The sequence below is a fragment of the Polaribacter sp. 2405UD43-2 genome (genome assembly GCF_058147125.1).
Genome location: NZ_JBYVJX010000015.1, coordinates 13,589 through 34,268, shown reverse-complemented (window position 1 = coordinate 34,268; position 20,680 = coordinate 13,589). Strand labels below are relative to the sequence as shown.

Below are 20,680 nucleotides of genomic sequence, written 5' to 3'. Positions count from 1 at the left end.
CGTGTATATTTTATTGCTTTCTTTTAGCCAACTTACGAAAATCCTCGCGGATTTTCTATTCGGTTTTTATTTGCTAAATTTACGCTAAACCAACGCAACAAAGCATACACAAACACGTTGGCTGTAATATACCAGAACCTATGGAGGAATGTGAAAAATGTGAAAGCAGAAATATAAGTGTGGTAAAAAGTTATGAATACCATAATATTTATGAATGCCAAAATTGTCATTTTTGGAAATTTTCAGAACTGAATGATTGTTGTAGAAATTCATATAAAATTTATGTTATTGACAGAAAAAATGAAAGCTTATATTTCATTAGAGAACAATGTTTGAATTGTGGTGCTTGTAAAAACAAGAGCAAACCATTAAGTAAGAAATATCTTCATTTGGTTGAAAGTGACTTGAATTTAGAACGAGAACAGGAATACAAAGACAATTTTCAATTTGAAAAAAACTCTCTATCTGAATCTTTTTACAATTCCAGAAAGGGAAAATATAATGAATACTTACTTTCAGAAGAATGGAAAACGACACGAAACCAAGTATTAAAAAGAGATGGCTCATTATGTAAAGTTTGTAAAGAAAAAAAAGCGGATGATGTACATCATTTAACATATGAAAATTTATTTAATGAAAAACTTGAAGATTTAATCAGTGTTTGCAGAGAATGTCATTTAGAAATACATTTTCCTTCATCGTCAAATTTGTGATACTTTTTAGGAAATGAAATATTTAGTTTAAAATTATAATTATCAGTTTCAACTTTAATTTTTGAAAAATCATTATCAAAAGCCATTTGCAACCAAAACTGGAATTCACTTGAAAGAACTGTTAATTTTGCGTGAATTATATGATCTTGTGCTTCTGTTGAAAATTTGTAAAAATCTTTAAGTCTTGAATTAGGATTATTTAAAAAGTCAGTATAATCTTGAATATCTTTTTTAGTCATAATAATAAAAATTTGAAAATTGAAAAAAATACTACAGCCAACACCGTATAAACTTTATTGCTGGCAAATAGCTTACTTGCGAAAGTCCTCGCGGACTTTCTTGGTTCTTAATTATTTACTAACTTTACTGCAAAACCAACGCAACAAAGATTATACAACAACGTTGCCACCAATATGAAAAAACTGCTTGCAATAATGATAATTCTGACTTTGAACTCGTGTTTTATGTTCAAAGAAAACGGAATTGAAATGAAAGTTAAAAATGACTCAAGCGAACCAATAACAAACGTGGAATTTACTACGACCGAAAAACTGGACGTGATAAAAATTGACCGAATTGAGCCGAATGAAAGCGTGACTGAATTTTTATCGATGCGGAAAAATAAAACTGACGGAGCTTACTCGTTGACTTTTACTCGTGCGGACGGAAAAAAGGAAATAACTGGTGGCGGATATTATACAAATGGAGGCTCGTTAGACCATTGGGTTGACTTTACTGTGAAAAACGACACAACGATTGTGAAATTTGATGGACCGATTTACTGAAAAAATACTGGTGGCAACAATGTATAACCGCAATTACGGCGGATTCGACTACGTCCGAATCCACTCGGAATTGCTAATGTCAGTGCTAAACCGAAAATTAACGCATATTAACCCGTAACTGACGGTTATACGAGACCGTTATGTGCAAGCCGACCAAAAATTTTACAAATTGAAGAAATACTTAAAAGACGGAAAGGAATGTGTTCTTTGCTCAACGAGGAAAAAACTAATTCAAATCACACCTGAAGAAATTGTTCGGCAGGAATTTGTATCTAAACTGATTACCGACTATAAAGTGCCACCTGCTTTCATCGATGTTGAAGTACCACTTTCACACTATCAAAAAGGAAAAAGAGTAAGAGCAGATATAATTGTTTCAGGTTTAGACAAAAAACTAAATGAAAAAATTCCACTCATAGTAATTGAATGTAAAGCACCGTCAGTAGCTTTAACGGACAAAGTCTTTGAACAAGTTTCAAGTTATGATGATTTCTTATTACCTAAAATTATGACTATGACTAATGGACTGAATACCGAAAGTTACACTTGGAATGAAGAAAAACAAGACTATAGAGAGATAAAGCAATTACCAAAATATGCAGATTTAATAAAAGGTAATGGAATTGAATTTGTAAAACAATTTGTGAATAATTGGAAAAGACCAAATCACAAAGGCGATTTAACAGTTAATCGAGATTTACTTTTATTGGATGGTAATATTGGTGAAGATACAGAAGTAAATTTAGTTCCATTTATAACGAATTTAGTTGGTCTCATTTATGACGAAAATGATAAGACCAACAATCTGGAATTGACAGAAAAGAAATTTATTACAGATGGTGGTTTGAGATTTACAACTTTCGGCAATTCCGCAGGTGGTGGATTTACAGGAGAATATCGTTATTTCATTGTCGAAAACGAAAAACAAGAAAATGAATTGGTAAGTATTTCAATTATGGGGAAAATTTCTGCAAGAAATCATCCGAAATGGGGAAATAGTAAAGGATATACTTTATTCAATGTTGCAATAGATGATTTTGAGAATAGTCATATGTCTCTGGAATACGCTCTTGATAGATTTGTAAAAATTGAGAATAACAGTTACTCTTTTTGGCACGATGGAACATTAACTGTTGGGAATTTGGGTCGTGCTAAAAATATTGATGTATTGAATTTTATCAAAGAAAATTGTCCTCACTTGATTAAAGAGAACAAAATTTATTTAGGAACAATAGACAACTCTAAAACTTTCACGTGGGAAGATAAAGATGTAAAAAAACTTATTGCAAATTTCATTGATTACGGATTTGTGAGAGATAAATTTAGACAAATCAGGAAAATGGCCAGCACATAACAACGTGTATAGCTCATTGCTAATGAGTTGTTTAAACCGAAGTCAAGGCGTATTTGGAAAGTCGCCAAATTTTTAAATTTGACGATTTCCAACAAAAAAGATAAATAGTAAAATTTAAAAATTCGGCTTGTGCCTAAACCGAAAAATAATCGCTAATTTGCACGCAACGAGCCATACACAAACACGTTCGGCGGCATCAAGCCCTAGCGGGCTAATGCCGCCGAACGTCCGCGCAGCTACGCTGAGCATTCTACGGCGTTTGACGCCGCAGAACACTCAGCTATACGCAATTTGCACAAGTCTAAAATACTCCGTATTTTCACTCGTACAAAATGCGCATAGCTGCGCGGACGTTACCACACATTAAATGGAAGATTTAAACGAAATTAGAGAGAATTATAGAACTTTTGAGGATTATCAAATTGAACAAATGGCATCCGAAGAAGCTGATTCTTTAATTCCAGAAGCTATTGGTGTATTAAAAGATGAAATTAGGAGAAGAAACCTAAATCTGAATTTGATTGAAAGTATTGATGCGCAAAGAAGAGAATTGACAAATATTGAACTTGACGAATATTGTGAAATTTTGAGAAACCATACTTGTCCAAAATGCAAATCTAAAACAAGGAAAATCAATGCTACTTTAGTCGGTAGAGTTGAAAGTATATTAATAATAACAAATTACGATAAGTTTTTGAGAGTTGCCTGTTCTGATTGCCTCGATGAAATGCACAAAAAAGCGAATAAAAGGTCAGCACTTTTAGGTTGGTGGGGAATTCCTTGGGGACCAATTCATACAATTAGGTCTTTTATTTTCAATTCAAATATGAAAAAATATAATTGGACTGAAAAGCCGAATGAAATATTTGTAAATTTTATAGTAAATAATGTCGGAATTATGGAATCAGCGAAAAAGAATCCTAAAGAATTAACTGATTTTATAAACCGAACAAATAGTCTGATTTAAAAAAACGTGTGGTAACACCGTATATAATTTATTGCTGGCTTCTTACCTACTTGCGAAAATCCTCGCGGATTTTCTATTCAGTTTTTATTTACTAAATTAGGTGCTTAAACCACGCAACAAACCATATACACCCACGTTGTAAATAATGCTGAAAAAGCATTGTGCTAAAAAATAAGTATCTTGCATAAAAAAGAATAAAAATGGGAAGTTTAACCATATCGAACAAAATTTTAGACAAGTATTTCGGATACTTGAAAAGCTTGGATAATAGTGCCAAAAAAAATTTGATTATCAAATTGACTAAATCAATTGAGATAAAATCAAAAGAAGCATTTGACATTAACTCTATTTTCGGTGCGTGGGAAGACGATAAGTCTTCAGACGAAATAATCAGCGAAATAAAGTCTTCGAGAATTGAAAAAAGAAATAATCCGAGTTTAGGATGAAATATCTTTTAGATACGAATATTTGTATTCACCTGTTTCGTGGAAAATTTAATTTGATTGAAAAATTCCGAGAGGTTAACTTGAGTGATTGTGCTATTTCAGAAATAACTCTTGCCGAATTGATGTTTGGAGCGGAAAATAGCTCAAACCCTAAAAAGAACTTCAAAATAATTGACAGTTTTTCAGAACAAATCAAGATTCTACCGATTTTTAATTCATTACAAATTTATGCGTCAGAAAAAGTACGCTTGAGAAAAAAAGGTAAAATGATTAGTGACTTTGACCTTTTAATTGGTTCGACAGCAATTGCGAATGAATTGATAATGGTAACTGAAAATGTTAAAGAATTTGACCGAATTAAGGGAATAGAAATTGAAAATTGGGTTCAGCGATAAAGCACTATTTACAACAACGTGTATAATTAATTGCTTGGGCAAGTGCTTACTTGGAAAATTCCTTCGGAATTTTCTCTGTTTCGTGATAGTTTACTAAATTACAGGCTAAACCACGCAACGAGCCATACACAAGACCGTTCGGCGGCATCAAGCCCTAGCGGGCTAATGCCGCCGAACGTCCGCGCAGCTACGCTGAGCATTCTACGGCGTTTGACGCCGCAGAACACTCAGCTATACGCAATTTGCACAAGTCTAAAATACTCCGTATTTTCACTCGTACAAAATGCGCATAGCTGCGCGGACGTTAGCTACAATGCCGAAAATGAGAATCGCAATTATCATATCACTATTAATTTTCCAATGTCAGATAGCAATTGGACAAGAAGACACTATCTATATTTCGGACAATAAACTTTATGGAGAATTAAAAGATGGACTTCCTGAAAACGACACAATTATTGAATTAAAAAAAGACGGAATAATTATTGGAAAAGGAGCTCTAGCTCTTGCAGTTAGTAAATACGGAGTTAGTGACTTAAAAGTTGGATATTGGAAAGAATACTGTGAAAACGGAACTTTGCAAATGGAAGGGAATTATAAGTTAGGTTCTTACATCAGTTGTTGTACTGGAGGTGCTTGTCGACAATTCCATTATTATCGGACTGGACTCTGGAAAATCTATGATGATAATGGAAAACTGAAATACGAACTGACTTTTGAACCGACCGAATTAAGTATTGACACTACTTGTGAAGGCGGAGATAAATTACTGTTTGGAATAATTAAGGAAATACCTCTAAAATATTGGGGAGACTTGACCAGCGACAAAGTGTTTGAATTACAAAGAATCCGAACTGAAGATGATTATGCGATTGGAATTTGGACACCGCTAAACGGACGAATATTTATTGAATCAAAAAGAAAAAAAGCACAGTAGCTAACAATGTATAACCGCAATTACGGCGGATTCGACTACGTCCGAATCCACTCGGAATTGCTAACATCAGTGCCTAATCGAAATTTAGTAAATTTAAACCCGTAACTGACGGTTATACGAGACCGTTCGGCGGCATCAAGCCCTAGCGGGCTAATGCCGCCGAACGTCCGCGCAGCTACGCTGAGCATTCTACGGCGTTTGACGCCGCAGAACACTCAGCTATACGCAATTTGCACAAGTCTAAAATACTCCGTATTTTCACTCGTACAAAATGCGCATAGCTGCGCGGACGTTAGCGGTCATTTAAAACGAAAATTGAGAAAGAATGAAAAATGTGATAGTATTTATACTAATAGCTTTAGTTTCTTGTCAAAATAGAAAAAAGCAGAAAAACATTTCAAATGAATCGAGTTCCATACAAACCAATACTTCTATAAATAACAAAGAGAGTCTGTTTATTCTCAACGAAAGGATAAGCGAAAATTTTGTACAGATCATTAAACCTAAAAATTCGGACTTTGAATTACCTGACAGTTCTGCGAAAACAGAACCTTATAAAAATGGTGATTTTAATGCTGATGGAAAAGAAGATATATTAGTTTACTTAGGTGCTTGTGGAACAGGAGGCTGTATGTATGGTTTATTTTTAAACCAATACGATAATTTTTACAAATTAGTTTTTATGGATTATTTGAAGAATGCTGAATTTGAAGTAGAAAAAAATGGTTTATGGACTATTGAATCATCTGAAGAACTTAAACCGTACAACCCTTCAAAAATCCAAATAACCACTTTTAAGTTTGACAAAAGTAAATATCAGTATGTAGTAGACACCACTTTTGTTTATTATGACAAAGAAGTAGAGCAAATAATAAATAAATAAAAACGAACCAACCGCTAACAAAGTGTATAGTTAATTGCTATTTCTTGTTAAACCAAAGGTAAGTGAATTTTTATAAAGTTAGTTTTTAACTAAAAAATTGTACATTTAAACACGCAACAAACCATACACCGAACGTTCGGCGGCATCAAGCCCTAGCGGGCTAATGCCGCCGAACGTCCGCGCAGCTACGCTGAGCATTCTACGGCGTTTGACGCCGCAGAACACTCAGCTATACGCAATTTGCACAAGTCTAAAATACTCCGTATTTTCACTCGTACAAAATGCGCATAGCTGCGCGGACGTTGTGTGTAATTAAAAAATGAAGAAAACTTCCATACATATATTGATTTTATTGTTCATCTGTTTTTCTTGTAACGACAGAGAATTAGGAAACGACTACTACTTTCTTCCAAAATACGAATCAATTGACGTTGGATATCCCAACAGTGAAGCAATTGTTTACAAGTCGAATCAAGAATATGTTTATAGTGATATTAAAATTCAAGGTGACGTTTTAGAGGTTAATTTTAATTCAAAATATATTATTGCCAAAAGAGACCCATTAATAAATCGAGACGAAAATTTAGGTGTTATTGAATATTACATTATTGAAAAGAAAAGAGACAAAATCTTTGGGCCACTGACTGAAGAAGGTTTTGATAAAAAAACTGTTGAATTAAAAATAAACCTTGAATTTGAATAAAAAAAACTACACACAACAAAGTGTAAAAATAATTGCTTGGTTCTAGCCTACTCGGAAAATCCTTCGGATTTTCCTCTGGTTCGTTCCATTTTTGTTAAGTTAGTTACTTAATCACGCAACTATCCTTACACAAACCGTTGTAGCACATATGAGAAAAGCAAAATTCATAATACTAACTCTTGGAATTTTCACATTTTTTTTCTCTTGTGGAAAAAGAACAAAAATTCCTGAATATGCTTACGGAATAATTCCTTACAAAGGAAATGAAACACTTGTGTTTAAGTCATCAAACAATGATAGAGATACAATCTTTCTTAAAGGATTTGACCGATTTATGGCTGGTGGAAATCCATTAGATTTATTTCCAGATAAATCAGAAACTTATCAACTTAAATGTGTTAGGTCTGACCCGAATCCACCAAATGGAGAACATAGATATTTAGAAGGAAAGTATCTTATGGAACTTTATCCAGTTGGAAAAAATGATTTTGGTGTAAATTTTGACATTATTGCAAAATGGTCTTGGTATTATGGAAAAACACACTTTTCGAAAACTGAATTAGATAGCATTCCAAACTCTAAAATTTCAATAAACGGAAAGGAATACGATGATGTCAAAATAATAGAAGCGGACGGTTCTTATTCTAACAGAGACGATAGAATTGAAAAATTCTATTGGAGTTTAAAAAATGGACTTTTAGGTTGGGAAAAGAAAAATGAAAAATGGGAATTAATAAAATAATACGTGCTACAACAATGTATAACCGCAATTACGGCGGATTCGACTACGTCCGAATCCACTCGGAATTGCTAAAGTCAGTGCTAAAGCGAAAATTAACGCATATTAACCCGTAACTGACGGTTATACGAGACCGTTGTGCAACATTTGAAAAAAAGCGATGACATTAATATTAGAAAACACAAAACAAGTTGAATTTCACACGGATTTGTATGAAATAATAGAACCGTTTGAAAAGGAGTTTTCTGAATTAAATTGGTTATTAACAAATCAAGATTATCGAATTTTAGATTACGACCAAAAAGGCGGAATTGAAAAACTGGATTTTGAATCGGACAGAATAACTTTTAGCGGAATTGAACTTTTGGAAATCATAAGAAACCGCAAAATTGATTTTACTTGGTGTGTGTTTTGCGGATTTAAAAATGACATTCCAAAACTAAAAAAATCGGAATTGCCTTTTGCGGACTTAAACTCTGATATTTGGAATAAACCGAATGAATTTTTAAATAAACAAAGTGAAATTGAAATTATAAGTTTTGACGGAACAGCAACAATTTTTAAAACAAAAAATGTGGAAATTGAGAATAAGTTTCGTGAAAAATTTACTGATGCGATTGAATTAAAAAAAACGTTGCACAACAACGTGTAAACGCAATAATGGCTGAATTTCCTAATCGGAAATTCTAGCCTTTTTAATAAATTAGTAGCGTCAGCGGAAAGTACTCGCGCACTTTCCCATTACTGACGCTTACACAAAACCGTTCGGCGGCATCAAGCCCTAGCGGGCTAATGCCGCCGAACGTCCGCGCAGCTACGCTGAGCATTCTACGGCGTTTGACGCCGCAGAACACTCAGCTATACGCAATTTGCACAAGTCTAAAATACTCCGTATTTTCACTCGTACAAAATGCGCATAGCTGCGCGGACGTTACCCACAATTAATACCAACTTTATGGCTGAAACAATATACATTATAAAATTGAGTGGTTATGGCTACAAAAATGGAAACATAACTATAAATAAAATTATTGAATATGATAATGTTAACGACTATCAAAAATTTCTTGGAGCAAATAGACTTGACGAAATAACAAGGGTAATATCTTATCATTATCCTGGAGTAGAATTTGATCCAAATAAAATTATAGTAAATACTGACTCAAAGAATAAACCAAAACAAAAAAAGGAAACAAATACATTACTAGCAGGAGCTGTAATTGCAGGTAATTTATTAAAGAAAAAAGGTGAAAAAACTCAAAAAAAGGAATTAAGTGCAAGTGAAATAAGGAGGCAAAACGCGAGAAAAAGGTCAGATGAAAGAGTAAAATTAAGAAAACAAAATAAAGGAAGTAATGAATTTGAAAAAATTATAAAAAAGAAAATTTCTGAAACTGTATTTCAAAATAAATCATCAAAAAAAGGAATAAAAAAACTATTCCCTTTATTTGGTCTAATATTAATGTTCCTGATTTTATTATTGCTTTTATGGTTTCAGAAAAATTAAATAATCAGAAAATATATTCAAGACTTGAGGAAATTTTTAATTATTCTTCAGATAATTATGAAATAAATAATATTATATCTAGAGGTTTTGTTTGTTCTAATTTAAAAAAAGCAAAAGCATTATTTGTTGGTATAAATCCCTCTTTTACTGCAAAAGCAGTTAAAGAATCATATATGTATGATATTGAAAATGCTGTAAAAGAATATTCAAGACATTATAAGAAATTTCAAGAGTTAGTTACAAATACAAAATATGAAAGTGATTGGTCTTATATAGACCTATTTCAATTTAGAGAAACAAATCAAAAAAGAGTTTATGACTTTTATGAAAATGATGTAGAATTTCTTGTTTCTCAATTAAAATTAACTCACGAAATTATTTGCGAGATAAATCCAGAAATTATTATTGTTTGTAATAGTGGTGCATCTGATTTTTTTGGAATTAATAAAAAACAAAAGAAAGAGGATTGGGAAAATATTTGGTTCGGTTACGAATTTAACTACGATAAATCTTTTGGTATAGATGTTATCTCTGGAATACATAAAGACAGTATAATCAAAGACCAAAAGCTTAAATTGAAAAATATACCTATATTATTTACGAGTGCTTTAACTTATAAAAGTAGATTTGACAAAAAAAGACTGAATTGGCAACTGAATTTAGTAGCTAAAAATTATAATCTGAAAGAAAAATAACTGTGGGTAACACCGTGTAAAAAAAATTGCTGGTAAAAGCCTACTTACGAAAATCCTCTCGGATTTTCTTGGTTCGTGTTTTATTTACTAAATTTACAGCTTAAACCACGCAACTTTCCTTACACAACAACGTTCGGCGGCATCAAGCCCTAGCGGGCTAATGCCGCCGAACGTCCGCGCAGCTACGCTGAGCATTCTACGGCGTTTGACGCCGCAGAACACTCAGCTATACGCAATTTGCACAAGTCTAAAATACTCCGTATTTTCACTCGTACAAAATGCGCATAGCTGCGCGGACGTTGGCTTTAATGCTGAAGCAAGTTTACGCAATTGAAAAAAAGTCAGTTTTTTTTCGATTTTTTTTTTGAATTTTAAGTTAGGAAAATCAGAAAAACTCTCGTGCTGAATTTCGAAAATCACGCTGAATTATCACTCAAACGCTGACTGAATTGCTGAACGGAATTTGGTAAAAAACGGAACTGAACACAAATAAACGTCTGACTTCCACTCTACCGAACAAAAACTTTAATCGGAATTTGAGCAAGTTTGCGAAATCGGAAACGGGCGAATTCAATCAAATTCAAAAAAACTTAAATCAACGGAAAGCCAAAAATGCAAAACGGAATTTTAAGCGGACAAAAAAGCACTAAAAGCCAACAACGTGTATAATTCATTGCTTCTGATTTTCCTATCGGAAAATCCTTGCAATTTTGCTATCTTTGAGTTTCGGCGGAAAATCCTCGCGGATTTTCACGCAACGAAATCATACACAATACCGTTAGCAACAAACTAAAAACCAAATTAATATGAAAACAACACTAACAGGACGAGATGGAGTAGCTATAATTATTCCAGATGGATATATAGGACTTCAAGGTAATGATGGTAGGATGGTTCCAATTCCGCCCGGCGGAACAGGATTACAAGGCAGAGATGGAAGAATGGTTGCTATAAGAGCAGGTGCTATGGGACTTCAAGGTAATGATGGCAGAATGATCGAAATACAATCTGGGTCAATGGGACTTCAAGGTAATGATGGTAGAATGGTGGAGATTAGTTCAGGTTCAATTGGATTACAAGGACGCGACGGAAGAATGGTTGAGATTAAATCTGGTTACATTGGGCTTCAAGGTAGCGATGGGAGAATGGTTGGAATTGCACCTGGAAAGGTAGGTGTTGAAGATAAAAACGGAAGAATGCGAAATAAATAGAGTTATCCAATACCTAAAAACAAAATTGAAATCACAGAGATTTAAAGATAGGTACTGCGAAAAGCCAGTTGCTAACAATGGCTATAATTAATCCGGGTTTTGGTGTTTTACGCCAAGTACAGTTATATTTATAGTGTCCGCCAAATCTTTTGGATTAGGCTTTTTAAATAGAAAAATAAAAACAAACAAAAAGATTTGGCTAATCGCTTAAACGGAAACAAAGCGCTCTTTTATTCCCGTACTAATCATAGCCGAAGCCGTTCGGCGGCATCAAGCCCTAGCGGGCTAATGCCGCCGAACGTCCGCGCAGCTACGCTGAGCATTCTACGGCGTTTGACGCCGCAGAACACTCAGCTATACGCAATTTGCACAAGTCTAAAATACTCCGTATTTTCACTCGTACAAAATGCGCATAGCTGCGCGGACGTTGTGTGCAATTTGACAAAACCAATGAAACATCTTTTTCTAATCATATTTTTTCTCACTTTTTTGGCTTGTAATTCCAAAAAGGACAATGCGGTTTCTAAAATCAAAAACCCGAATCCAGAGAAAGTAATTCAAAAGAAATTAAGTGGAAAAGAAGTCGTAGCGGAATTAGAAAAATTAGGGTATTTCAGTCTGACCAACGAATCTGAATTGGATACAGTTAAAACCGACTTTCAAAAGGCTTATACGGACTTGAACTTCTTTCAAGGACCAATGCGTGGCGAAACTCTGAATTTTATGGACAATCGCTATCATTGGGTAGACTGCGAGGAATTATTTGAGGTTGGCGGATTGACTGAATATTTGAACCAAGTCAAACCGACTTTTGACAAACTTGGACTTGAATTAAAATTTGCAAACGAAAAAAGCGAACAAGACCAAAATAGTTGGAAACACACAATTGAATTGAACGGAATCGAATACACCGCATTTGACGGACAATTTTCCGACTTGGATTGGGGAATTGCTTATGTGAATTTTATAGAAATGTTGAACGCTGAATTAAGGCGTCAAAATTCAGACGAGCAGTTTTATCCAATAAATTGTGGAAATGATGGAATGTTCGTCTTACTAACACCAAAACAGTTGGACTTTGTAAATCGGAATTATCCAATTGACAATGAACATCCAACAACAATGAGTAATTGGAAAACCAGAAATGGAATATAAAAACTGCACACAACAATGTATAACCGCAATTACGGCGGATTCGACTACGTCCGAATCCACTCGGAATTGCTAAAGCCTGTGCTAAACCGAAAATAATCGCTAATTTAACCCGTAACTGACGGTTATACGAGACCGTTACCACCAATTAGAACGAACAACTATGAACATTGATATTATTGGAGCAGGAATAGGAGGATTAACTACTGCAATTGCACTTGAACAAAAAGGAATTAAAGCAAGAATTTTTGAACAAGCTGAACAGATAAAATCAGTTGGAGCGGGAATAATTCTAGCCAATAATGCAATGCAAGTTTATGAAAAGTTAGGTTTACGAAAGGTTATTGAGGAAAATGGAAATCCAATCTCTTCAATGAATATTACCAAATCCAACCTAAGACCACTTTCGAAAATTGACTTGTCCTATTTTGAACAAAAACACAACACAAAGAACATTGCAATTCATAGAGGAAAACTACAACAGATCTTGATTAACGAATTAAAATCAACTGAAATTAATCTTAATAATAAACTTACTTCAATAGTTAAAAGTGAAAATGGGTACGATTTAAACTTTGAGAATGGGAAACAAATTCAATCCTCAACCATTTTAGGAGCTGATGGACTAAATTCAGTAGTTAGACAAGAACTATTTCCTAACAACAGTATTCGAAATGCTAATCAAATATGTTGGAGAGGAGTTACAGAATATGAATTGCCTATAAAATTTAGAAATGAATTGAATGAGGCTTGGGGAAAATCAGAACGCTTTGGATTTGTTCAAATCGCAGAAAATAAGGTGTATTGGTATGCTTTGAAATCATTCAAAAAAAACACAAACGAATTTTCAATCAATGATTTACACCAATATTTCAACAATTACAATTCAATAATTAAGGACATCATAAATTCAACTAAAAAAGAACAAATAAATACTGCCGAAATTTCAGATTTAAAACCGACCAATATTTGGCATAAAGAAAATGTATGCTTAATTGGAGATTCTGCTCACGCAACAACACCAAATATGGGACAAGGTGCTTGTCAGGCAATAGAAGATGCTTTTGTTCTCTCGGAATGTTTATCCAAATATGGAATAACTAAAGCATTTTCGGAATATCAAAAATTAAGATTACCAAAAGCACATCAAGTTGTTAAAGCAAGTTGGATTGTTGGAAAAATGGCACATCTTAAAAATCCTATATTAATTGGTTTACGTAATCAAATGTTAAGATTAACGCCTTCTTCAGTTAATAGAAAACAGAATGAACAAATTTTTCAATTGGCAGAAATATGATATCAACAATATTATCTATTATACTAATAGCCATTTTCACTTCACTTGGTTTTATACATTTTTATTGGCTTTTTGGTGGAAAATGGGGTCTTGAAAAAGCTTTACCTACAAAAGAAATTGGAGTTAAAGCAATAGAACCACCAAAGACTGCTACTGCAATTGTTGGTCTTGGTTTAATTTCATTCGGTTTATTTTATTTGATAAAATCGGGTTTTATCAATTTTCAAGTTCCGAATTGGATAATCACCTACGGGAGTTGGATAATTCCTTCAATTTTTATTTTAAGAGCAATTGGAGATTTTAGATATGTTGGATTTTTCAAAAAAATAAAGAATACTGAATTTGCTAAAGCTGATTCAAAATGGTTTGCCCCTTTGTGTTTGACAATTGGAATATTTGGAATACTGATACAACTTATGAATAAATAACTGGTGGTAACAATGTATAAAAATAATAAGGGTTAAGTGCCAAACCCAAAGATTGGTGCATATTAACAAAGTCCGCCAAATTTACAATTTGACGGTTAAAAGAAAAATAACGGTAAAATTGTAAATTTGGCTAAGTGCTAAATCTGAAAGTAAGTGCATTTTAATCCCTTACTATTCTTATACGAACCGTTAGCAAATATTAAAAATAACAATTTGAAACAAAATTTTCTTACGATATTGACCTTACTAATCTGTTCAAGTTCTTTCGGACAGTTTGCTTTCAACAACATTGAATTTAAACTAAAAGAACCGCCCAAATCAGCTTACCGAATTATCCAAACTGAAAAGGGGCAATTAAAGAAAATTCTTGAATTCAACTTTGAAAACAAAATCATATTTGACTACCGAGAAACTGAAATTCCACCTTTTTTCAAATGGAAAGAACCTCATAGATTTATTTACGCAAATGAATATGACAAAAATGGTAGAATTGTAAAACGATATGACTTTAATTCAAATGCAGGCTTGTCAATTTACACTTATGAGTATGGACAAAATCCGGTAACAAAAACATTATTTACTCAAGAATATCCAGAATCAAAAGATTTCAAGAAGAATACTAATGCCTATGCTTACATTTCAAAGTTCAAAGATTTTAAGCAATTAAAGAGTTCAAAAGAAGTTGAAAAAATCATTTCCTCACCTAAAATAAAAGGTTATACAGAAATCCTTAACTCTCAAAACAAACCAATCGAGAAAAAAGAGTACAGTAAAATGTATCGTGATACGATTGTGACTTCTTTTCTATACAACTCAAATGGAGATGAAACTTTTAAGAAAGTAGTCGGGACTAGTAATTATGAAACCAAAAGAGAAATAAATAGCACCTTCGGACAAAACTCTGAAACAACGGAAATAAAGAATTTCAGAGATGGAGAAGTAACTTCGATTTATCGGTTTGCTAATTCAAAAAATCAAGATAAGAACACAAAGACAGAATATTCGGAAAGAAAAGGGATTTTGAACATTCGCCATTACGAATATGACCAAGACGATTACTTGATTAAAGTTTCGGTTTACGAAACAGAATACAATGGCAATCTGATAGTGCCAATTACATCAGACTTACAAAAAACATCTGAAATGATTTACGAATACAACAAAGATGGGCTTCTTGAAAAAGAGAAAATGACGGATTTTAAAAAGAATAAGAAAGACATCAGAAAGTATAAGTATAGAATTGAAATAATTGAATAAATAACATTTGCTAACAATGTATAACCGCAATTACGGCGGATTCGACTACGTCCGAATCCACTCGGAATTGCTAACTTCAGTGCCAAACCGAAAATTATCGCTAATTTAGCCGTAACTGACGGTTATACGAGACCGTTGGGTTTAATACGAATGAAACATACAATCTACATTTTAGTTCTTTTAATTTTAGTTGGTTGTTCGTCAACAAAAAAACTGACCGAAAATAATTCTAAACCGACAAAATTTATTTTCAAGAAATCTATAGTTGCCACCCAAAGTGGAATCTCGAATTTGGAATCAAAAACAGATTCTTTAATTGATGCTTCTTACAATCCGAATGGAACAGATTCTTTGATTAACAAAAAGATCAAAGGAATTCAAATGACGGATTTTCTAACTCAAACCCCTCAGACAGAAATTTACGTGGAAGTCATTAACGATTCTATTTGGCGGCATACTAAACAAAATGGAAAAATGATAGGTGATTACTTTATGATTAATAGAAGTAATGGAATTTTATATTATTACGATAAATCAAAATCTGTTAATTATAGGAAATACGATTTGTTTGCCCAAAATGATGAATACATAGTAACTGAAAACAGAAAAGATAGAAAAGATATAAAAGGTTTTGATTGTTATAAATTAACTTTAATAAGAAAGGATTTGGAAAGTGATTTGGGCAATACGGTGTATGAAATGTATGTAACGGAATTGATTGATTTACCTGCTCATTCAGTTATAAATTTAACTAAGCAAATTTCAAACATCTTTCCAATGGAAATAAAAGTCTCGGAAAAAAATCTCCCTGGAATGACAGAATCGTATGAACTAATCGAAATAAAATAAAAGTACTAAACCCAACAACGGCTATAATTCATTGCGGCGGAATTTCCTAAACGGAAATTCTTATCTTGCAATGATGGCTAGGTTCTCTCGGAATGTCCTTGCGGACGATTCCGCAACGAAACCATAGCCCAACCGTTAGCCACAATATGAAAAAAAATCTCGAAGAAATTAATGACCAGTCTTTAAATCGACTGATTGAGTTTTTAAATTCGGGATTTGAAATACTAATGGAATCGGATTTAGTTGCTCTTCTATTCCATTGTTATTTGCTTACCGAAAAGGAATTGCTGAATAAAATCCATATTGAAACTCGGATTTTAAATATTGACCGGAAACGAATTGATTTTGCAATTGGAAAAGTAACAAACGAAAATAAAAGACCATCTATAAAACCAGAGTTAGTAATAGAATGTAAGATATTTTCAAACGGCTTTACAAATAGTCAATTAAGTAAGCGATTTAAAGAATTGAAAACAGACATCGAGAAACTCGGACTTCTCAAACTGAATGTTCCTAAATTTATTTTAGTTTTTGATTATCACGATTATTTAAACAAAATCCGAAAGACAGAGATAATCGAATTGAGAAACTTAACGGACAAAAAGATAAAAATCATCCGAATTTTAAAAGAAAATAATCAATACATAAAACAAGAATTTTAAAATGGCAATAAGGAAAAGTAAAGAACAGAATTTCCAAGTTAATGGAAACGTTTCCGAAATAAAGGAAAAGTGTTTGAATGCACTTAATAATGACGGATTTAGCAAAATATCATCGAATGATTTACTAAACGAAATTTCAGCAAATTATAAAAAAGCGACAGTAGTTGGAAAAATACAAATCGTATTAGCTGAACAAAATGACAAAACGAATATAAACGTTAAATCAACTGCGAATTCGGACAATATTTTTGCTCTATTTTCATCACCAAATGACAAAATAATGAACGTATTTAAAGACAACTTGGGATAAAATACTGTGGCTAACAACGTGTATAGTTCATTGCTAATCAGTTGCTTAATCGAAGTTAAGGCATATTTGCAAAGTCGCCAAATTTTTAAATTTGACGATTTCCAATAAAAAAGATAAATAGTAAAATTTAAAAATCTGGCTTGTGCTCAACCGAAAAATAATTGCTAATTTGCACGCAACGAGCCATACACAAAACCGTTGTGCGCAAGCTAAAAACCAATGATAATCAAAAACAAAAATTTAGATATTCCACACGGAAATACTGTCATTTGGCGATATGTTGGAATGGATAAATTTTTAGATTTATTAATCTCTCAAGAACTGTTTTTTACTAACGCAGGAAAAATGACCGATAAATATGAAGGGCTTGTTCCCAAGAGAAACCAAGAATATATTTTAAAGTCATTTAAGAATAGTGGTTTAAACAGAGAAGATGCTGAAATAGAAAGACAAATAAGATTACGTAAAATTCACTCTTTACGTGAATTGACTTTACTTAACTGCTGGACGATAAGCCAAACTGAATCGTATGCCTTGTGGAAAATTTATTTGGGTGGTTCAAAATCGGGAGTAGCAATTAGAACAACTGTTTCTAAACTACTAAAGTCTATAAAACAAGAAAAGAATGAATATCAAGATGATATTTACTATTCAAAAGTAAAATATACCGACTTTATAAAAGAAGAACCTGAAAACAGATTTAATGTAATTACAACTAAAAATAAGTTTTATGAATATGAAAAGGAGTTAAGGTTGTTCATATTTCATTATCCATACTCAGAAGGTGGAATGAAACCGCCATATGATGTTTCAGTCGGAAGAAGACTAAAAGTAAACTTAGACGAACTAATTGATGAAATATATTTAAGTCCATTTGTTGGAAGATGGTTCGATAAAACATTGATTGAAATTATAAATAAGGTCAATCCAAAACTAAGCGAACGAATTAAAAACTCGGAAATACTGGATGCATAAGCCAGCGCACAACAAAGTATAAAAACAATAGGGCAATTAGTTGTTAAACCGAAAGGTTCGGGCGCGTTTGCCAAGTCGCCAAATTTTTAAATTTGGCTATATTTAAAGAGAAAAATAAACATAAAAATTTAAAAATTCGGCTTGTGTTTAACCGAATGGTTTGCGCTCATTTTCAGCCCTACTGTTCTTATACAGAGACGTTCGGCGGCATCAAGCCCTAGCGGGCTAATGCCGCCGAACGTCCGCGCAGCTACGCTGAGCATTCTACGGCGTTTGACGCCGCAGAACACTCAGCTATACGCAATTTGCACAAGTCTAAAATACTCCGTATTTTCACTCGTACAAAATGCGCATAGCTGCGCGGACGTTGCCTGTAATACGATTGAAAACCGTAAAACAATAAAATGTTTCCATATATTGAAACTTTTAACTAACTTTGTCGTCTAAATAGTAAGAAAAGGAATGAAACCTAAATTTGATGTTATATTTTTAGAACAAGCTATTGAGTTTGTAGAAAATTTAGACAATAAAACAAGAATGAAAATATTCTACAATATTGATAAAGCTAAATTGATAAATGACCCGAAACTTTTTAAAAAACTAAAAGATGAAATTTGGGAATTCAGAACTAAGTATAACGGAGTTCAAATTAGACTTTTTGCTTTTTGGGACAAAACAGAGAAAACTGAAACGTTAGTAATATCAACTCACGGAATTATTAAAAAAGTAAGTAAAATTCCAAAAGGAGATATTGAAAAAGCTGAAAAATTGAGAACAGAATATTTTAATCAAAAAAAACTTTAGAAAATGGCAACTACTAAAAAAATGAGAATGATGAGTTTAGACCAACTTAAAGATAAACATCTTGGAGAAGTTGGAACTATTGAAAGAGACAAATATGAGTTTGATTTAAAGATTGAAGTTCTTGGAGATATGATAAAATCTGTAAGAAAAGAAAGACAGTTAACTCAAGAACAATTAGGAGATTTAATTGGAGTACAGAAATCTCAAATATCTAAACTTGAGAGAAATACGAGAAATGTTACAATTGAAACAATTTTAAAAGTATTTCGAGCTTTGAAAGCTAATGTAAAATTTAGTATAGAAATGAACGAAGGAGAATTTAAAGTAGCATAAGTACTACAGGCAACAATGTACATAAAAAATAGCTTCATTTAGTTAAATAGAATGTTTCTAAAACAAAAAAATATTAAATTTAAACATCGGAAAAGAACGTTTTCATAAACGCTACTTTTCATGTACTAACCCGTTACCAAACATAAAATTCTATTATGAAAAGAACATTATTATTTCTCACTATGATATTAACTATAAGTTGTTTGAATAAAAAAAAAGAAACTCAATTTCTTGATTTTTATTTAGGAATGTCTAAAAAGGAATTTTTCAAAGTTAAAGATACTCTGAAATCCCAAAAAAAGATTTTCGATAAAAGTTATTCTAATTATCCAGACTTTTATTACAGTTTTGAATTTGGAGATGATAAAATTTTTACGTCAGTAGATTCAAAATTTTTATTAAAGGAATTAAGTTCTATTAAAATAAATATTGGAAAATACTCAAAACCTAAAAACTACGATTCAAATGGATATGTAATGTTTTATATGTCAAGCAAGAAAGATGTTGAAAAAATATATAATTTATATTTAAGCAAATATGGTGAACCTGAAAAGATATCTAACTATCAAATTCCGAATCAAATCAAAGAGTGGTATTTTGAAAATTATGTTTTGAGATTTGATACAGGTTATTCTGAAGATAAAAATTCTTATTCAGTAAAAAACGCAAACGTTGAATATGAATATACTTCAGAATTTTTAGAAAATAGGAAAAATGAATTACTTGAGAAAGGAAAGAATAAAAGTCTGAAAGATATATAAAAACGTTTGGTAACAACGCATAAAAAAAATTGCTACATTAGGCTTTAGTTAAGATCGTTGCTTTTTTACCAACTTCTGATTTTCCTGCGGAAAATCCTCGTCGATAAAATCGCAACTATTTTTATACAAAACCGTTGCAAGTAATTAACCAATCAAACTTTTGAAATGAAAAAAACAGGAAAAAACAATTGGAATGTTGACTTTGATAGCATATTTCTAATAGTTCCTTTTTTTCTATTTACAATTATTGGTTCTTTAATAAAATTCACTTTTTTAAATTTAATTGCCTTATTATCTTTTAACAATTTTATAAAGTTTAATGATTTGTGGAAAAAGGAAAACATATCAGAATATTTAGGCAACACAATGAATTTTATTTTAGGTTTAGTTTTGTTAATTGGTATAATTGTATGTTTTTAAAATCAAAGAATAAATTCAAAAATGCTGAACAGACTCTCGCTCGTGAAATTCTAAATTGCGGATCTTTCACTCAAATGTTGAATTTAGAAAGTTTGCG

The 20,680-nt window shown here is 32.4% G+C and carries 26 protein-coding genes; 25 read left to right on the top strand and 1 reads right to left on the bottom strand.

Annotated elements, in window-relative coordinates:
• Positions 1-140 precede the first annotated feature (140 nt).
• The gene (locus ACY2RX_RS14130; RefSeq protein ID WP_490104629.1) at positions 141-713 is read left to right on the top strand and encodes an HNH endonuclease; all 573 of its coding nucleotides are present in this window, start codon (positions 141-143) and stop codon (positions 711-713) included.
• On the opposite strand, the gene ACY2RX_RS14125 is transcribed toward ACY2RX_RS14130, so the two are convergent.
• Positions 674-952 carry a hypothetical protein gene (locus ACY2RX_RS14125; protein ID WP_490104628.1) on the bottom strand — a complete coding sequence of 93 codons (279 nt, stop codon included), beginning with the start codon at positions 950-952 and terminating at the stop codon, positions 674-676. The two genes, ACY2RX_RS14130 and ACY2RX_RS14125, sit on opposite strands and share 40 nt — an antisense overlap.
• A gap of 225 nt (positions 953-1,177) precedes the next feature.
• Here ACY2RX_RS14125 and ACY2RX_RS14120 point away from each other — a divergent pair, with 225 nt between their 5' ends.
• The 24 genes from ACY2RX_RS14120 (at position 1,178) to ACY2RX_RS14005 (ending at position 20,583) form a co-directional block, all read left to right on the top strand.
• Positions 1,178-1,498 carry a hypothetical protein gene (locus ACY2RX_RS14120; RefSeq protein ID WP_490104627.1) on the top strand — a complete coding sequence of 107 codons (321 nt, stop codon included), beginning with the start codon at positions 1,178-1,180 and terminating at the stop codon, positions 1,496-1,498.
• Between the two features lie 169 nt (positions 1,499-1,667).
• Positions 1,668-2,852 carry a type I restriction enzyme HsdR N-terminal domain-containing protein gene (locus tag ACY2RX_RS14115; RefSeq protein WP_490104626.1) on the top strand — a complete coding sequence of 395 codons (1,185 nt, stop codon included), beginning with the start codon at positions 1,668-1,670 and terminating at the stop codon, positions 2,850-2,852.
• 367 nt (positions 2,853-3,219) lie between these two features.
• A complete protein-coding gene (locus ACY2RX_RS14110) occupies positions 3,220-3,819 on the top strand; it encodes a hypothetical protein (protein ID WP_490104625.1) in 600 nt (199 codons plus the stop codon).
• A gap of 442 nt (positions 3,820-4,261) precedes the next feature.
• Complete coding sequence (gene vapC, locus ACY2RX_RS14105; RefSeq protein WP_490104624.1) at positions 4,262-4,660, top strand: type II toxin-antitoxin system tRNA(fMet)-specific endonuclease VapC; 399 nt, start codon at positions 4,262-4,264, stop codon at positions 4,658-4,660.
• Between the two features lie 322 nt (positions 4,661-4,982).
• On the top strand, positions 4,983-5,597 hold the full coding sequence (locus ACY2RX_RS14100) for a toxin-antitoxin system YwqK family antitoxin (RefSeq protein WP_490104623.1): 615 nt from the start codon (positions 4,983-4,985) through the stop codon (positions 5,595-5,597).
• 325 nt (positions 5,598-5,922) lie between these two features.
• Positions 5,923-6,480 (top strand): hypothetical protein, encoded by a 558-nt coding sequence (locus ACY2RX_RS14095; protein ID WP_490104622.1) that lies wholly within the window; start codon positions 5,923-5,925, stop codon positions 6,478-6,480.
• 319 nt (positions 6,481-6,799) lie between these two features.
• Positions 6,800-7,183 (top strand): DUF3997 domain-containing protein, encoded by a 384-nt coding sequence (locus ACY2RX_RS14090; RefSeq protein ID WP_490104621.1) that lies wholly within the window; start codon positions 6,800-6,802, stop codon positions 7,181-7,183.
• A 148-nt stretch (positions 7,184-7,331) separates the two neighbouring features.
• Entirely contained in the window at positions 7,332-7,925 is a 594-nt protein-coding gene (locus ACY2RX_RS14085; RefSeq protein WP_490104620.1) for a hypothetical protein, read from the top strand.
• A gap of 157 nt (positions 7,926-8,082) precedes the next feature.
• Positions 8,083-8,574 (top strand): hypothetical protein, encoded by a 492-nt coding sequence (locus tag ACY2RX_RS14080; RefSeq protein WP_490104619.1) that lies wholly within the window; start codon positions 8,083-8,085, stop codon positions 8,572-8,574.
• 303 nt (positions 8,575-8,877) lie between these two features.
• Complete coding sequence (locus ACY2RX_RS14075; RefSeq protein ID WP_490104618.1) at positions 8,878-9,429, top strand: hypothetical protein; 552 nt, start codon at positions 8,878-8,880, stop codon at positions 9,427-9,429.
• On the top strand, positions 9,411-10,124 hold the full coding sequence (locus ACY2RX_RS14070; protein WP_490104617.1) for a hypothetical protein: 714 nt from the start codon (positions 9,411-9,413) through the stop codon (positions 10,122-10,124). The genes ACY2RX_RS14075 and ACY2RX_RS14070 overlap by 19 nt, the downstream gene beginning before the upstream one ends.
• An 806-nt stretch (positions 10,125-10,930) precedes the next feature.
• Positions 10,931-11,335 carry a hypothetical protein gene (locus tag ACY2RX_RS14065; RefSeq protein ID WP_490104616.1) on the top strand — a complete coding sequence of 135 codons (405 nt, stop codon included), beginning with the start codon at positions 10,931-10,933 and terminating at the stop codon, positions 11,333-11,335.
• A 450-nt stretch (positions 11,336-11,785) separates the two neighbouring features.
• A complete protein-coding gene (locus ACY2RX_RS14060; RefSeq protein WP_490104615.1) occupies positions 11,786-12,490 on the top strand; it encodes a hypothetical protein in 705 nt (234 codons plus the stop codon).
• A gap of 160 nt (positions 12,491-12,650) precedes the next feature.
• Positions 12,651-13,784 (top strand): FAD-dependent monooxygenase, encoded by a 1,134-nt coding sequence (locus ACY2RX_RS14055; protein ID WP_490104614.1) that lies wholly within the window; start codon positions 12,651-12,653, stop codon positions 13,782-13,784.
• Positions 13,781-14,212 carry a DUF3995 domain-containing protein gene (locus tag ACY2RX_RS14050; protein ID WP_490104613.1) on the top strand — a complete coding sequence of 144 codons (432 nt, stop codon included), beginning with the start codon at positions 13,781-13,783 and terminating at the stop codon, positions 14,210-14,212. Before ACY2RX_RS14055 ends, ACY2RX_RS14050 begins: the two co-directional genes overlap by 4 nt.
• Positions 14,213-14,425: 213 nt before the next feature.
• Positions 14,426-15,469 (top strand): hypothetical protein, encoded by a 1,044-nt coding sequence (locus tag ACY2RX_RS14045; protein WP_490104612.1) that lies wholly within the window; start codon positions 14,426-14,428, stop codon positions 15,467-15,469.
• A 150-nt stretch (positions 15,470-15,619) separates the two neighbouring features.
• A complete protein-coding gene (locus tag ACY2RX_RS14040; protein ID WP_490104611.1) occupies positions 15,620-16,318 on the top strand; it encodes a hypothetical protein in 699 nt (232 codons plus the stop codon).
• Between the two features lie 146 nt (positions 16,319-16,464).
• Positions 16,465-16,980: a hypothetical protein gene (locus tag ACY2RX_RS14035; protein ID WP_490104610.1), complete on the top strand. Its 516-nt coding sequence runs from the start codon at positions 16,465-16,467 to the stop codon at positions 16,978-16,980.
• Position 16,981: 1 nt separating this feature from the next.
• Positions 16,982-17,290: a hypothetical protein gene (locus ACY2RX_RS14030; RefSeq protein ID WP_490104609.1), complete on the top strand. Its 309-nt coding sequence runs from the start codon at positions 16,982-16,984 to the stop codon at positions 17,288-17,290.
• Between the two features lie 219 nt (positions 17,291-17,509).
• Positions 17,510-18,265: a DUF2971 domain-containing protein gene (locus tag ACY2RX_RS14025; protein WP_490104608.1), complete on the top strand. Its 756-nt coding sequence runs from the start codon at positions 17,510-17,512 to the stop codon at positions 18,263-18,265.
• Positions 18,266-18,727: 462 nt separating this feature from the next.
• A complete protein-coding gene (locus tag ACY2RX_RS14020; protein ID WP_490104607.1) occupies positions 18,728-19,069 on the top strand; it encodes a type II toxin-antitoxin system RelE/ParE family toxin in 342 nt (113 codons plus the stop codon).
• A 3-nt stretch (positions 19,070-19,072) separates the two neighbouring features.
• Positions 19,073-19,402 (top strand): helix-turn-helix domain-containing protein, encoded by a 330-nt coding sequence (locus ACY2RX_RS14015; RefSeq protein WP_490104606.1) that lies wholly within the window; start codon positions 19,073-19,075, stop codon positions 19,400-19,402.
• 155 nt (positions 19,403-19,557) lie between these two features.
• Positions 19,558-20,163, top strand: a complete 606-nt coding sequence (locus tag ACY2RX_RS14010; RefSeq protein ID WP_490104605.1) for a hypothetical protein — start codon at positions 19,558-19,560, stop codon at positions 20,161-20,163.
• A gap of 165 nt (positions 20,164-20,328) precedes the next feature.
• Entirely contained in the window at positions 20,329-20,583 is a 255-nt protein-coding gene (locus ACY2RX_RS14005; RefSeq protein ID WP_490104604.1) for a hypothetical protein, read from the top strand.
• The last annotated feature ends 97 nt before the right edge of the window (positions 20,584-20,680 follow it).

Coding starts and splice junctions, on each gene's coding strand:
- ACY2RX_RS14130 (WP_490104629.1), top strand. CDS start 141: ATGGAGGAATGTGAAAAATGTGAAAGCAGAAATATAAGTGTGGTAAAA.
- ACY2RX_RS14030 (WP_490104609.1), top strand. CDS start 16,982: ATGGCAATAAGGAAAAGTAAAGAACAGAATTTCCAAGTTAATGGAAAC.
- ACY2RX_RS14070 (WP_490104617.1), top strand. CDS start 9,411: ATGGTTTCAGAAAAATTAAATAATCAGAAAATATATTCAAGACTTGAG.
- ACY2RX_RS14055 (WP_490104614.1), top strand. CDS start 12,651: ATGAACATTGATATTATTGGAGCAGGAATAGGAGGATTAACTACTGCA.
- ACY2RX_RS14065 (WP_490104616.1), top strand. CDS start 10,931: ATGAAAACAACACTAACAGGACGAGATGGAGTAGCTATAATTATTCCA.
- ACY2RX_RS14080 (WP_490104619.1), top strand. CDS start 8,083: ATGACATTAATATTAGAAAACACAAAACAAGTTGAATTTCACACGGAT.
- ACY2RX_RS14085 (WP_490104620.1), top strand. CDS start 7,332: ATGAGAAAAGCAAAATTCATAATACTAACTCTTGGAATTTTCACATTT.
- ACY2RX_RS14040 (WP_490104611.1), top strand. CDS start 15,620: ATGAAACATACAATCTACATTTTAGTTCTTTTAATTTTAGTTGGTTGT.
- ACY2RX_RS14035 (WP_490104610.1), top strand. CDS start 16,465: ATGAAAAAAAATCTCGAAGAAATTAATGACCAGTCTTTAAATCGACTG.
- vapC (WP_490104624.1), top strand. CDS start 4,262: ATGAAATATCTTTTAGATACGAATATTTGTATTCACCTGTTTCGTGGA.
- ACY2RX_RS14015 (WP_490104606.1), top strand. CDS start 19,073: ATGGCAACTACTAAAAAAATGAGAATGATGAGTTTAGACCAACTTAAA.
- ACY2RX_RS14005 (WP_490104604.1), top strand. CDS start 20,329: ATGAAAAAAACAGGAAAAAACAATTGGAATGTTGACTTTGATAGCATA.
- ACY2RX_RS14125 (WP_490104628.1), bottom strand. CDS start 952: ATGACTAAAAAAGATATTCAAGATTATACTGACTTTTTAAATAATCCT.
- ACY2RX_RS14050 (WP_490104613.1), top strand. CDS start 13,781: ATGATATCAACAATATTATCTATTATACTAATAGCCATTTTCACTTCA.
- ACY2RX_RS14025 (WP_490104608.1), top strand. CDS start 17,510: ATGATAATCAAAAACAAAAATTTAGATATTCCACACGGAAATACTGTC.
- ACY2RX_RS14095 (WP_490104622.1), top strand. CDS start 5,923: ATGAAAAATGTGATAGTATTTATACTAATAGCTTTAGTTTCTTGTCAA.
- ACY2RX_RS14075 (WP_490104618.1), top strand. CDS start 8,878: ATGGCTGAAACAATATACATTATAAAATTGAGTGGTTATGGCTACAAA.
- ACY2RX_RS14060 (WP_490104615.1), top strand. CDS start 11,786: ATGAAACATCTTTTTCTAATCATATTTTTTCTCACTTTTTTGGCTTGT.
- ACY2RX_RS14110 (WP_490104625.1), top strand. CDS start 3,220: ATGGAAGATTTAAACGAAATTAGAGAGAATTATAGAACTTTTGAGGAT.
- ACY2RX_RS14100 (WP_490104623.1), top strand. CDS start 4,983: ATGAGAATCGCAATTATCATATCACTATTAATTTTCCAATGTCAGATA.
- ACY2RX_RS14090 (WP_490104621.1), top strand. CDS start 6,800: ATGAAGAAAACTTCCATACATATATTGATTTTATTGTTCATCTGTTTT.
- ACY2RX_RS14010 (WP_490104605.1), top strand. CDS start 19,558: ATGAAAAGAACATTATTATTTCTCACTATGATATTAACTATAAGTTGT.
- ACY2RX_RS14020 (WP_490104607.1), top strand. CDS start 18,728: ATGAAACCTAAATTTGATGTTATATTTTTAGAACAAGCTATTGAGTTT.
- ACY2RX_RS14120 (WP_490104627.1), top strand. CDS start 1,178: ATGTTCAAAGAAAACGGAATTGAAATGAAAGTTAAAAATGACTCAAGC.